Source organism: Pantoea agglomerans NBRC 102470, from assembly GCF_001598475.1.
Lineage (GTDB): Bacteria > Pseudomonadota > Gammaproteobacteria > Enterobacterales > Enterobacteriaceae > Pantoea > Pantoea agglomerans.
The window spans coordinates 90,275-102,172 of the sequence record NZ_BCZA01000007.1 but is presented as its reverse complement, the minus strand read 5'-3'; the positions used below and the strand labels follow the sequence as shown (position 1 = coordinate 102,172).

The window sequence follows — 11,898 nt, the reverse complement described above, 5'->3', positions numbered from 1 at the left end:
GCTAACCGGCGTAGCGGAGTAACAACAGTCGCGGCGGGATAGTTACTCTGTGGCGCTGATTGTTGTCAGCAGGCAACAATCAGCCTGTATTCAGCGCCGCAACCAGGGCATCGCACAGCAGCGTCACGGGCGACGCCGGTTCAGGCGTGTCGTGCAGCAGCAGATAACTTTGCAGACGATCCATCTGCCACTCCGGCAGCAGTTGCTGAATATCACCGCGCGCCATCGCCTCCTGGGCCATGTAGGAGGGCAGATAGGCGATGCCGCTCCCCGCCAGTGCCGCATTGAGCAGCGCCATACTGTTATTGGCGCGAAAACGGCTGCGTACATCCAGTGCCAGCCGCTGTTTATCACGGCGGAACGGCAGTGCGGCGGTGTGCGCCGGACCATGAAACAGCAGCAGGTCGTGCCGTGGCAGCATCTCAGGATGTGTGATAGCGGGTCGCTGCGCCAGGTAGGCAGGCGCGGCATAGAGCCCCCACTCGATTTCGCTCAGTACCCGAAAATTGCCCTGCTGTGGCGATCGGGATCGGATCACAATCGCCAGATCCGCCTGATCATCCAGCCGATCGTGACTGCGATCGGTCAGATCAAGATCGACATTGATATGCAGATGCCGACGCAGAAAGCGGTTAAGGACAGGGACTACGCACTGGCAGCCAAACGTAACGGGTGCCTGCAGCCTGACATGGCCGGCGGGCTGCTGATGCACCTGCTGCACAAAGGCTTCGGCGCGCTGCACTTCGGCCAGCATCCGCACACAGTAGGGATAGTACGCCTGGCCCAGCTCGGTCAGCGCCAGCCGCCGGGTGGTGCGTTGCAGCAGCCGGATACCGAGCCGCAGCTCCAGACGGGCGATCTCCCGGCTGACATGGGATTTGGACAAGCCGAGTGCGCGTGCCGCCTCACTGAAACTCTGTAATTCCACAACCCGTGCAAATACCAACATGGCGGTTAAATTCGCGCCGTTTTCCATGTTTCCCGACTCCGACAGTAAAGGGATGCTGGCAACAAACTAACACGTCCGGACGGGGTCACTGTGGCTGATGGGCAAAAAAAATCGAGGCGAAGAGCAGGTGGAGAGAGACGCAAAGCGCGGGCCGACCTTCCCGTCCGCAGGCTGTGACGGGAAGGTCTTATCAGGCATCAGCTGGCCATCGCCAGAGGGAATAGCAGCCGATCCGGCTCGACGCGACGCTGACGGCGCAACTGGCCAGGCGTCACCATAAAGTAGTTTTTAAACGTGCGGGTATAGGCCTGCTGGGTATCAAACCCATAGTTCATCGCCACCTGCAGTATCGCTTCGTTGCTGCTCAGCAACGTGAGCGCAGACTCGGTTAAACGGCGCTGACGGATATATTCTGCCAGTGAAAAGCCGGTATGCTGGCGAAACAGCCGTTGCAGATGCCAGCGCGAATAGCCCGAGCGGCGCGCCACCTCATCCAGATGCAGATCGTGTCCTAAGTTGTTCTCAATCCAGTCCAGCAAACTCCGAATAAACTCGCGCTGATTCATGGTTCCTCCTGTTGATGCTGATGTGCAGTGGAGCCACTCTACCCGCTAAAATTTATCCCTTAATTAGCAGAAAATTAGCGCAGAATTAGCAACGGCTGAAACGGAGGCGGGATCGCGCAGCCAGCGGGGCTTTAGTGTGAAAGTTCGTGAAGAGATTGCTGCTGAAAAAAGGCAGAAGATAAAAACGCTGAGTCAGACAAATTTATTTCTGCATCATAAGTGACGGGGGCATTCAGCCCTGTCAGGCGTCAACATGTTTGAGATATCGCTGATATTCCTGAGCCAGAAAATCAACGCCTTCCTTTCGGGTGACATAATCAACATCAATTGAGGTTATGGATGTTACATCAGGCTGATCAGGATAAAGATGCAGGTAGGTCAGATACCAGTACATAACAGCCTGACCGCCTACAGTAATAACCGGTGACGGAAGTTGTCCGGCGTTATCAATAAGATAACGGTTGAGTTTAAGGATCTGTTCTTCTGGAGGAATAGCGTGCAATGTCATAAAAAAAGCCCACCTGTATGATGAGCTTATTTTACTACCTGGCTGATTTCAGCACGGCGTGACATCAGAAAAATGCGAGGCTGCGTCCACTTTTTGCAGGCACAATACCCTGAGGACGTTTTTCAAGCACGCGGCCCGGAGCCTGACCATTTCGGACGGCTTCAACACGCTCCTGATACTCGCGCTGATGTCTGATTTTTGCTTCCTGGGCTGACATACTATTCACCGCTGAAATGTCTGGCATTAATCTGTTGCTCAAATATACGTCACCCCATTTACGCTTGCAATCGCTGGCATCTCAATGGATATGGATGGGGACATCAGGCCACCTGACTCCTCCATAAAATACCGGTGACGGCGGTCCGCGAAATAATTCATGCTGTGGCAAGGCGGCAACTGCGCGAGTCCCCAGGAGCTGACATAAGTCAGTGACTGGGGTGAGCAAAAGCAGCCAACGCCGCTACAGCGCGAAGTATGACGGCGGATAATTCTGGCCTAACAATTGGTGAGTAAACTCCCCTCATCTTTCTGAAGGAGATCAGCCATGCGCGTGTTACTGGTTGAAGATGATGAAATGATCGGCGCGAACCTGCAGCAGGCACTGGAGGGGGCGGGCTGGTCGGTGGACTGGGTGCGTGATGGCATCTATGCCCAGAATGCCTGGAGCGAAGGCGGCTACAGCTGCGTGCTGCTCGATCTCGGCTTACCGCGCGATGATGGCCTGCAGGTACTGCGCCGGGCGCGCGGGCGCGGCGACGCCACGCCGGTGCTGATTCTTACCGCACGCGACACGGTGGCGCAGCGGATTCAGGGACTCGACAGCGGCGCTGACGACTACCTGCTTAAACCGTTCGATTTACAGGAAGTCATGGCCCGGATGCGCGCGATTACCCGACGCAGCCACGGCGCAGCAGACTCGGTGCTGGGCAGCGGCGATGTGCAGCTGGATATGATGACCCGCGAAGTGCTCTACAAAGGACAGCGCGAGCAGCTTACGGCGCGCGAATATGCCCTGCTCTACGCCCTGCTGGAGCGGCCAGGCGCTATTCTGTCGCGCGAGCAGCTGGAAAATCGCATCTATGGCTGGGGCGATGAAGTCAGCAGCAACGCGGTGGATGTCCTGATCCACGGGATGCGCCGCAAGCTGGATAACGACGTGATCCGCAATGTGCGCGGGCTGGGCTGGCGGGTACCGGCAATATGAAACCCTTCACCTTTATGCGTTCATTACGCAACAAATTACTCTCTACGCTGCTGATTATTCATCTGCTGATGATCGGCGGCGTCACCTGGTATTTCTTCAGCTGCTATGGCGATATGGTCGGCACCATGAAGGACGATCAGCTGGCAAAAATCGCTGATGCCTGGTCCACTAATAAACAGATGCCCGCCCTGATGCCGATGCTTATTGCGCCTGACAAGGCGAAGAGCGCCTTTGTGGTGCAACTGTGGGACGATCGGGGTCAGTTACGGGCCAGCTCATGGCCGGAGCTGCAGGCTCCGCTGCAAAATCAACGGGGCTATCGCGACGTGCATGTGGGTCAGTGCGACGACTGCGAATGGCGCATCTATACCCGGCCCGGCTTACCTGGCAGCGAGATCAAAACTATCCAGGTGATGCACAACCTCAGCTACATGAAGGCATTGATGGTCAAGCGGGCGCTGTCAGCGATTATTCCGTTGATTCTGATGATGCCGCTGTCACTGCTGGTGATCTGGCTGGTGGTGCGCAAGATCACCCGGGATCTGCAGGTCGCTTCGCGTCAGATTGCCGCGCAGGAGACGCACCATCCGCACAATGTCTCACCCGAAGGCTTGCCGGATGAGATCCTGCCGCTGGTGGCCGCCTACAACTCGCTGCTGAGTAAGCTGCGTGAGGCCTGGTCGTCGCAGCGTCAGTTCCTGGAAGATGCGGCGCATGAGCTGCGCACGCCAGTAACGGCGGTGACCTTGCAGCTGGAAAATCTGCGTCAGCACATCCAGCCAGGCGAAGCGAGCCGACAGTTCAGCCAGCTGGAAGCGGGCGTCACACGCACCCGTCATCTGGTCACGCAGTTACTCAATGTCTCGCGTCAGGATGACCAGAGCGTGGTCGCCAGCGTCGAGCATATCGAACTGGACGATCTGCTGAAAGAGAGCATTGAGCAGCTGATGGTGGTGGCAGATAAACGCGGCATCGATATCGGCTTTAATGGCTCCACGCAGTATCGTCTGCAGGCCAGCCGTTCCGAGCTGCGCAGCCTGTTCGATAACCTGATTGGTAACGCCATGTTGCACACGCCGGAGGGCAGCCTGGTCGATGTGCTGCTGCATCGGGTCGCAGGTAAAACAGTGGTCGATATTGTCGATAACGGGCCAGGCATGCCGGAATCCTTTATCGAACGCGCGTTTGACCGTTTTACCCGTTCGCCTGACGTTAAAGCCCAGGGCAGCGGGCTGGGATTATCCATTGTGCGCAACGTCGCACAGAAGCATCAGATTCACGTCGCCCTTTCCAATTGCCTGACGCCACAGGGTGCCATTTGTGGTTTGCAGGTTCGCGTCACCCTTCCCTGATCCCGCCCGTTTGATCACGAACCAGACAACGTAAACGGTTGCCTGGTTCCGTTCGATCCTGGTCATTATTGTGAAGCGCATCACATTTTAGCTGAATTGTAATGCAACACTTTTTGACAAACGTGAGCAAAATCTATTTTCTATCGATCTGTTACAGGCACGCTACGCGGGCTGAAGAACTGGCTGTTATTTGCTGTGAAACCCTCATTCCCATCAAGGGACCGATTTCTCTCTGACTGCGTCTGCTGTGCGGCGGTCAAAAGCATGTGGCTGATAATAATGAAATTTAAAACGTTGATAGCAGGTGCCGTGCTGGCATGTTCATTGAGTGGTGCTGCACAGGCCGCTGAAAGCGATCCGCAGTATGTCTCCGACTGGTGGCATCAGAGCGTTAACGTGGTAGGCAGCTACCACACCCGTTTCGGACCGCAGTTTAACAACGACGTTTATCTGGAATATGAAGCGTTTGCGAAGAAGGACTGGTTCGATTTTTATGGCTACCTCGACCTGACCAACTTCTTCGGCGCAGGCAACAGCAACGCCAACGGCATTTTTGATCACGGTTCACCGATGTTTATGGAGATTGAGCCGCGCTTCTCTATCGACAAACTGACCGGCACCAGCCTGGCCTTTGGTCCGTTCAAAGAGTGGTATTTCGCTAACAACTACATCTACGACATGGGCCGCAACAGCGATAGCCGCCAGAACACCTGGTATATGGGTCTGGGCACCGATATCGATACGCACAGCGATGTCGGCCTGTCGCTGAACGTCTACGCCAAATATCAGTGGGAAAACTACGGTGCGGCGAATGAAAACAGCTGGGATGGCTATCGCTTCAAGGTGAAATACTTCGTGCCAATCACCACGCTGTGGGGCGGCAATCTGGGCTATGTGGGCTTCACCAACTTCGACTGGGGTTCCGATCTCCGCGATAAAGGCGGTTCATCACGCACCAGCAACTCCATCGCCTCCAGCCACATTCTGTCACTGGGTTACGATCACTGGCACTTCTCTGCGGTGGCGCGTTACTTCCACAACGGCGGACAGTGGGCGGATGGTCAGGAGCTGAACTTCGGCAACGGGCCGTTTGAAGTGAAATCGACTGGCTGGGGTTACTACCTGGTGGCGGGTTATAACTTCTGATTACGTGCGGCGGCCTGAATAGCGCCGCCGCGCATTAATCCGGGCAGTTGCCATTAATTAATACGGCGCCGCAAATTGCGACGCCGACTGGCCCGATTATTCCTGCGGCTTCTCGACATTGATGCGCCACGGAATGTTGAACTTATCAATGAACATCGCGAATCCGTTCGACCAGAACGTCTCCTGCCACTCAGTTGTCACCTTGCCGCCTGCCGACAGTTTCTCAAACCAGGCTTTACCCTTTTCGACATCGTTAGTTGAGAGACTGACCGCGTAACCGGCATGCTCAGACGCTGGCGGCTGATCGGTGTTGCCATCGCTCAGCATCAGCTCACCGTCACCAATACGCAGCTGGGCATGCATGATCTTTTCTGGCGGCTGCGGCGCGGCAGACTGATCGCCGACCTGCTCACCCTGATCCGGCATATCACCGAATTTCATTTTAGAGAGCAACTCTCCCCCGGTCGCCTGCAGGTAAAAGTCGATAGCCTCTTCGCAACGGCCATAGAGAAACAGATAAGGACTGACTTGCATCGTAACCTCTATATTTGTCGGGTGGATTTTTTTCAGTACCTTAACAGTGTAGACGATCGACTTTACTCACTGATTTTACTGGCAATAACGGCGAAAGAGTTGTGCCATATAACTGCTCATTGGGGTCAGCGTCGTGTCTTTGCGCTGGATCAGATAGAAGATCGCTTTCGGCAGGGGTTCGTCGAGCGTCAGCGCCACCAGCGACCGACCCAGAATCGGGTCGTCAATGACGTCGACCGACAGAATACTGATGAAATCGCTTTGCGCGACCAGGCTGGTGCAGGCCATAAAGGTTTCACAGGTCACCACGATTTTGGGTGCCATGCCGCGTTCGCCAAACAGATCGTGCAACAAGCGGTAGTAACTGCCTTTAGGCGTTGGCATCGTCCAGTCCGCCTGCTGTAACTCCGCCAGAGAACGCGCCTTTTCCAGCGGATGGCCTTTGCGCACCACCACCTTGTACTCGCGCTCCATCATCCGCTCATACATCAGCTCCTGATCGAGATGGCTCTGATCGTAGGTATTAATGGTGAAATCGAGCGCGCCCTGGCGCAGTTCATGCACCATCGACACCAGCTGGCCTTCGACGATGCGCACCTTTACCAGCGGGTATTCGCGATGAAACTGATTAATCACCTGCGGCATAATGGTGCGCGCCACGCTGCCACCGACGCCGATATTCACCTGACCGCCACCCAGTCCCAGCCGCTGCTGGATATCCTCTTCGGCGACCCGCAACTCCGCCAGCACCAGGCTGGCATGCCGAAAAAAGTTATCACCGATATCGGTTAACACCACGCCCTGCTGACGGCGGATAAACAGCTTTGCCCCCAGCTCGCGCTCCAGTTCCTGAATCGCTTTGGTTAACGCCGGTTGTGACAGCCCGGAAAGACGGCTTGCCGCCCGGATACTGCCCTGTCGCGCCACGTCAACGAAGGCGCGCAGCTGATGGAGCTTGAGATTGGCAGACATAATTTTGCGATAACCGTTGTTTATCAGTCACAAGATATTCGCATCTTATGCCGGTCAATACCATTGTGTAGATTCGGAACAGTGCATAAAAAATCAACAACGAGGAGAGAGCCGATGAACCCCCTTTCAGACCACGTCAGCGCCCGGCTGCCACAGCTGCAACAGTGGCGTCGCGACTTCCATCACTATGCCGAATCGGGCTGGCTGGAGTTCCGCACCGCCACCTTAGTCGCTGAAGAGCTGCATAAGCTCGGTTATCAACTGAAGCTGGGCCGTGAGGTCATCGACGCTGACGCGCGGATGGGCTTGCCCGACGAGGCGGTGCTGAAGCAGCAGGAAGCGCGCGCGCTGCAACAGGGCGCGCTGCCGCAGTGGATCAGCCACTTCTCCGGCGGATTCTGCGGCATCGTGGCAACGCTCGAGACCGGCCGTTCTGGCCCGGTGATGGGCTTCCGCGTCGATATGGATGCCCTGGATCTCAACGAGAGCCAGGCTGACGATCATCTGCCGCAACGTGAAGGGTTCGCCTCCTGCAACGCAGGCATGATGCACGCCTGCGGGCATGACGGCCACACCACTATCGGGCTGGGTCTCGCCTCGGTGCTGATGGCGATGAAAGATCAGCTCAGCGGTACGATTAAACTGATCTTTCAGCCCGCCGAAGAGGGTGTTCGCGGCGCAAAAGCGATGGTAGCGGCGGGCGTGGTCGATGACGTTGATCGCTTCACCGCGATTCATATTGGAACCGGCGTACCGGCAGGCGAAGTGGTGTGCGGCAGCGACAGCTTCCTCGCCACTACCAAGCTGGATGTTCACTTTACCGGCGTCGGTGCCCATGCGGGCGGTCGTCCTGAAGAGGGGCGCAATGCCCTGCTGGCCGCCGCACAGGCAACGCTGGCGCTGCATGGTTTAACCCAGCACAGCGGCGGCGTGGCACGGGTCAACGTGGGCGTGCTGCAGGCGGGAACCGGCCGCAACGTGGTAGCCGACTGCGCCCTGCTGAAAGTCGAAACCCGTGGCGTGACCAATCAGGTTAATGACGATATTTATCAGCAGGCGCTGCGGGTGATTGCCGGTGCGGCGGCGATGTATGGCGTTGAGCAGCGGGTCTCGCTGATGGGGGCCGCGCGCAGCTGTACCCCGACGCAGCCATGGGTTGATTTCATCCATCAGCAGGCGGACGCGCTCGGTATCTTCAACTCCGTGGTCGATCGTAAAGCGCAGGCGGCGGGTTCAGAAGATGCGACCTACATGATGGAACGGGTAAAGCAGCGCGGCGGTCAGGCCTCTTACGTCATTTTTGGCTGTGAGCTGGCGGCGGGTCACCACAATGCGAAATTCGACTTTGATGAGCGGGTGATGCCGGACGCCATCACGCTGCTGGCGACGCTGGCGCTGAACCAGGCGCAGTATGGGGGCTCACGATGATGGAAGACTTTATTGCCGACTATATCCATCGTCATCAGCTTCGTTTCAGCACGCTCAGCGACGCCATCTGGGACACACCGGAGACCCGCTTTGCCGAAACCCGCTCGTCAGCCCTGCTTTCTGATGCGCTGGCAGAAGAGGGATTCAGAGTGGAACGCGGCGTGGGTGGCATCGATACGGCGTTTATCGCCAGTGCGGGCAGCGGTAAGCCGGTGATTGCCATCCTTGGCGAGTTCGATGCGCTGGCGGGCCTGAGTCAGCAGGCGGGCTGCGCCCGGCCACAACCTCTGGAAGCCAACGGCAACGGACACGGCTGCGGTCACAACCTGCTCGGCACGGCAGGTGTTGCGGCGGCCTGCGCCGTGAAAGCCTGGATGGAACAGCATCACACGGGCGGCACGGTTCGCTTTTACGGCTGCCCTGGCGAAGAAGGCGGTTCGGGCAAGACTTTTATGGTGCGCGAAGGGCTGTTTGACGACGTTGATGCCGCCGTGACCTGGCATCCGGAGGGGTTCAGCGGCATGTTCAATCTGCGCACCCTCGCCAATATTCAGGCGGCGTTCAGCTTCAAAGGGGTTGCGGCGCACGCGGCCAATTCTCCCCATCTGGGCCGAAGCGCCCTGGATGCCGTCACGCTGATGAATACCGGGGCCAACTTTCTGCGCGAGCATATTGTTCAGGAGGCACGTCTGCACTACGCCATCACCAACAGCGGCGGTGTTTCGCCAAACGTGGTGCAGGCCGATGCGGAGGTGCTCTACCTGATCCGCGCCCCGGAACTGCCACAGGCGCAGGCGATCTATGAACGGGTGATCAATATCGCCAGGGGTGCAGCGCTGATGACCGACACCACGCTGACAGTACGTTTTGATAAAGCCTGCTCGGATTACGTGCCGAATCGCGCGCTGGAAGCGGTCATGGAGCGTTATTTGCATCAGTTTGGTTTGCCCGACTACAGCGACGAAGAACGCGCGTTTGCGGCTGAACTGCGTGCCACGCTCACTGATGACGATCTGCGCAATGCACGGCTCAATGCCGCCCGAACCGGTGGTGAAGCCGGTCACGCCTGGGCTGAACAACTGGGTGACAAGCTGTTTATGGATGAGGTCGCGCCCTATGCGGTCACACGTGATCTGCTTTATGGCTCCACCGACGTCGGCGATGTCAGCTGGGTGACGCCGACTGCACAGTGTTTTGCGCCCTGCTTTACCTTCGGCACGCCGCTGCACACCTGGCAACTGGTGGCGCAGGGACGCACCAGTATCGGGCATAAGGGGATGTTTCTGGCGGGCAAAGTGATGGCGGCCACGGTGCTAACGCTGTTAACGGATCGGCAGGCGCTGGCTGGCTGCCGGGCCGAGTTTGATCGGGTACGCGCCGCGCAGCCCTATCACTGCCCGATCCCGGCGGGGATCACACCAACAAAACTGGCCGAATGAGCCAACGGCCGTGTCTCTGACGCGGACCACTATAAAAAAATATTGCAAACACTTCCCCGATTCAGCGGTGCCGGAACTGAACTCACCGCCTGTCGCACAACGCGACCGGCGTCAGGCCTTGCTACCGCCGATAAAAGGGACACAAGACGAGAACCAATACCATGGAAGCAACATCCGAGAACCGCAGTCCTGGCCGGCTCTTCAGCTGGATCGAGCGCGTGGGGAATAAAGTCCCCAACCCGTTTTTACTGTTTGTCTATCTGATCGTGGTGCTGATGGTGGCGACCGCCATTATCAGCGCGCTGGATCTGGCGGTGAAGAACCCGAGCAACGGCGAAATCGTGCGGGTGAATAACCTGCTGAGCGTCGCAGGCATTCAGTGGATCCTGCCAAATATCATCAAAAATTTCAGCAGCTTTACCCCGCTGGGATCGATTCTGGCGCTGGTGATTGGTGCCGGACTGGCGGAAAAGGTCGGCCTGCTCCAGTCGCTGATGGTGAAGATGGCGTCACGCGTTAGCCGCCGTTATGCCAGCTACATGGTGCTGTTTATCGCCTTTTTCAGCCATATCTCCTCGGATGCCGCGCTGGTAGTGATGCCGCCGCTGGGCGCACTGATCTTTCTGGCGGTGGGCCGTCATCCGGTGGCGGGCCTGCTGGCCGCCATTGCCGGTGTGGCCTCCGGCTTTACCGCCAACCTGCTGATTGTCACCACCGATGTGCTGCTCTCGGGCATCAGCACTGAAGCGGCTAAAGCGGTCAGCGACACGGTGCATGTCAGCGTCATCGATAACTGGTTCTTTATGGCCACGTCGGTGATTGTGCTGACGATTGTGGGCGCGCTGCTGACCGATAAATTTGTCGAGCCGCGACTGCCAAAGTGGCAGGGCAACGGCGAGAAGCTGGCGGCGCTGACGCCGCTTGAAAACCGCGGTCTGCGGGCTGCCGGGATCGCCGCGCTGCTGTTTATCGCCCTGATGGCGCTGCTGGTGGTGCCGGAAAATGCACCGCTGCGCAATCCCGCCAGCGGCGCCATTATTCCCTCGCCTTTTATTCAGGGCATTGTGCCGATCATCATTCTGTTCTTCTTTGTGGTGGCGATTGCTTATGGCGTGGTCACCCGACAGATCCGCCGTCCGGATGATATCCCGCAGTTGCTGGTCGATCCGATGAAGGGCATGGCGGGTTTTATCGTGATGGTGTTTCCGCTGTCGCAGTTCGTGGCGTTCTTCAACTGGAGCAACATGGGCAAATTCATGGCGATCGGGCTGACTGATGTGCTGGAGAGCGCAGGCGTCAGCGGCGCGCCCGCTTTTCTCGGCCTGATGTTCCTGTCGGCGTTTCTCTGCATGTTTATCGCCAGCGGTTCAGCCATCTGGTCGATTCTGGCGCCGGTCTTTGTGCCGATGTTTATGCTGCTCGGTTTCCACCCCGCCTTTGCCCAGATGATTTTCCGCATCGCCGACTCCGCCGTGCTGCCGCTGGCACCGATGTCGCCGTTTCTGCCGCTGTTTCTCGCCTTTTTGCAGCGTTACCAGAAAGATGCGCAGCTCGGCACCTATTACGTGCTGATCTTCCCCTATCCGCTGGTGTTCTTTATCAGCTGGATAGCGCTGCTGCTGGTGTGGTATCTGCTGGGTCTGCCGATCGGGCCAGGTGTCTGGCCGAAACTGCCGTAAAGCACAGTGCCACGGATGGCAAAACCTGCAACGTACGTTGCTAAATAGTCAGCAACGACCCTCTCGGCAACGGCGGATGAATTGACTATTCTGCTATTTCTTCGCTTGCTAACGGTTAACT

11 protein-coding genes are annotated in these 11,898 nt (G+C 57.5%); 6 read left to right on the top strand and 5 right to left on the bottom strand.

Features of this window, described 5'->3' with window-relative positions; all coding sequences use genetic code 11:
* Window positions 1-79: 79 nt before the first annotated feature.
* From PAG01S_RS15400 to PAG01S_RS15390, 3 genes are all read right to left on the bottom strand, one after another.
* Window positions 80-976 (bottom strand): LysR family transcriptional regulator, encoded by an 897-nt coding sequence (locus tag PAG01S_RS15400; RefSeq protein ID WP_010252069.1) that lies wholly within the window; start codon window positions 974-976, stop codon window positions 80-82.
* 170 nt (window positions 977-1,146) lie between these two features.
* Window positions 1,147-1,515 (bottom strand): helix-turn-helix domain-containing protein, encoded by a 369-nt coding sequence (locus PAG01S_RS15395; RefSeq protein WP_009092546.1) that lies wholly within the window; start codon window positions 1,513-1,515, stop codon window positions 1,147-1,149.
* Window positions 1,516-1,756: 241 nt separating this feature from the next.
* Window positions 1,757-2,023, bottom strand: coding sequence for a hypothetical protein (locus PAG01S_RS15390; protein WP_010252074.1), 267 nt, complete (start codon window positions 2,021-2,023; stop codon window positions 1,757-1,759).
* A 544-nt stretch (window positions 2,024-2,567) separates the two neighbouring features.
* Between PAG01S_RS15390 and PAG01S_RS15380 the strand changes: the two genes are divergently transcribed.
* The 3 genes from PAG01S_RS15380 to PAG01S_RS15370 all read left to right on the top strand — a co-directional run bounded on the left by PAG01S_RS15380 (window position 2,568) and on the right by PAG01S_RS15370 (window position 5,725).
* Window positions 2,568-3,227 carry a response regulator gene (locus tag PAG01S_RS15380; RefSeq protein WP_010252086.1) on the top strand — a complete coding sequence of 220 codons (660 nt, stop codon included), beginning with the start codon at window positions 2,568-2,570 and terminating at the stop codon, window positions 3,225-3,227.
* On the top strand, window positions 3,224-4,579 hold the full coding sequence (locus PAG01S_RS15375) for a sensor histidine kinase (protein WP_010252088.1): 1,356 nt from the start codon (window positions 3,224-3,226) through the stop codon (window positions 4,577-4,579). Before PAG01S_RS15380 ends, PAG01S_RS15375 begins: the two co-directional genes overlap by 4 nt.
* 279 nt (window positions 4,580-4,858) lie before the next feature.
* Window positions 4,859-5,725 (top strand): nucleoside-specific channel-forming protein Tsx, encoded by an 867-nt coding sequence (locus tag PAG01S_RS15370; RefSeq protein WP_010252090.1) that lies wholly within the window; start codon window positions 4,859-4,861, stop codon window positions 5,723-5,725.
* A 96-nt stretch (window positions 5,726-5,821) separates the two neighbouring features.
* Here PAG01S_RS15370 and yjdN read toward each other — a convergent pair whose 3' ends face one another.
* Entirely contained in the window at window positions 5,822-6,259 is a 438-nt protein-coding gene (gene yjdN / locus PAG01S_RS15365; RefSeq protein WP_022625240.1) for a VOC family metalloprotein YjdN, read from the bottom strand.
* A 75-nt stretch (window positions 6,260-6,334) separates the two neighbouring features.
* Complete coding sequence (locus PAG01S_RS15360) at window positions 6,335-7,231, bottom strand: LysR family transcriptional regulator (protein WP_010252093.1); 897 nt, start codon at window positions 7,229-7,231, stop codon at window positions 6,335-6,337.
* A 114-nt stretch (window positions 7,232-7,345) separates the two neighbouring features.
* Between PAG01S_RS15360 and PAG01S_RS15355 the strand changes: the two genes are divergently transcribed.
* The 3 genes from PAG01S_RS15355 to abgT all read left to right on the top strand — a co-directional run bounded on the left by PAG01S_RS15355 (window position 7,346) and on the right by abgT (window position 11,777).
* Window positions 7,346-8,659 carry an amidohydrolase gene (locus PAG01S_RS15355; RefSeq protein ID WP_062759348.1) on the top strand — a complete coding sequence of 438 codons (1,314 nt, stop codon included), beginning with the start codon at window positions 7,346-7,348 and terminating at the stop codon, window positions 8,657-8,659.
* The gene (locus PAG01S_RS15350; protein WP_060681544.1) at window positions 8,656-10,098 is read left to right on the top strand and encodes a M20 family metallopeptidase; all 1,443 of its coding nucleotides are present in this window, start codon (window positions 8,656-8,658) and stop codon (window positions 10,096-10,098) included. The genes PAG01S_RS15355 and PAG01S_RS15350 overlap by 4 nt, the downstream gene beginning before the upstream one ends.
* Before the next feature lie 161 nt (window positions 10,099-10,259).
* Window positions 10,260-11,777 carry a p-aminobenzoyl-glutamate transporter gene (gene abgT / locus PAG01S_RS15345; protein WP_062759347.1) on the top strand — a complete coding sequence of 506 codons (1,518 nt, stop codon included), beginning with the start codon at window positions 10,260-10,262 and terminating at the stop codon, window positions 11,775-11,777.
* Window positions 11,778-11,898: the final 121 nt, after the last annotated feature.

Excerpts from the sequence above, each read along its gene's own strand:
- PAG01S_RS15370 (WP_010252090.1), top strand. The coding sequence starts at position 4,859 with ATGAAATTTAAAACGTTGATAGCAGGTGCCGTGCTGGCATGTTCATTG.
- abgT (WP_062759347.1), top strand. The coding sequence starts at position 10,260 with ATGGAAGCAACATCCGAGAACCGCAGTCCTGGCCGGCTCTTCAGCTGG.
- PAG01S_RS15400 (WP_010252069.1), bottom strand. The coding sequence starts at position 976 with ATGGAAAACGGCGCGAATTTAACCGCCATGTTGGTATTTGCACGGGTT.
- PAG01S_RS15360 (WP_010252093.1), bottom strand. The coding sequence starts at position 7,231 with ATGTCTGCCAATCTCAAGCTCCATCAGCTGCGCGCCTTCGTTGACGTG.
- PAG01S_RS15375 (WP_010252088.1), top strand. The coding sequence starts at position 3,224 with ATGAAACCCTTCACCTTTATGCGTTCATTACGCAACAAATTACTCTCT.
- PAG01S_RS15380 (WP_010252086.1), top strand. The coding sequence starts at position 2,568 with ATGCGCGTGTTACTGGTTGAAGATGATGAAATGATCGGCGCGAACCTG.
- yjdN (WP_022625240.1), bottom strand. The coding sequence starts at position 6,259 with ATGCAAGTCAGTCCTTATCTGTTTCTCTATGGCCGTTGCGAAGAGGCT.
- PAG01S_RS15355 (WP_062759348.1), top strand. The coding sequence starts at position 7,346 with ATGAACCCCCTTTCAGACCACGTCAGCGCCCGGCTGCCACAGCTGCAA.
- PAG01S_RS15350 (WP_060681544.1), top strand. The coding sequence starts at position 8,656 with ATGATGGAAGACTTTATTGCCGACTATATCCATCGTCATCAGCTTCGT.
- PAG01S_RS15395 (WP_009092546.1), bottom strand. The coding sequence starts at position 1,515 with ATGAATCAGCGCGAGTTTATTCGGAGTTTGCTGGACTGGATTGAGAAC.
- PAG01S_RS15390 (WP_010252074.1), bottom strand. The coding sequence starts at position 2,023 with ATGACATTGCACGCTATTCCTCCAGAAGAACAGATCCTTAAACTCAAC.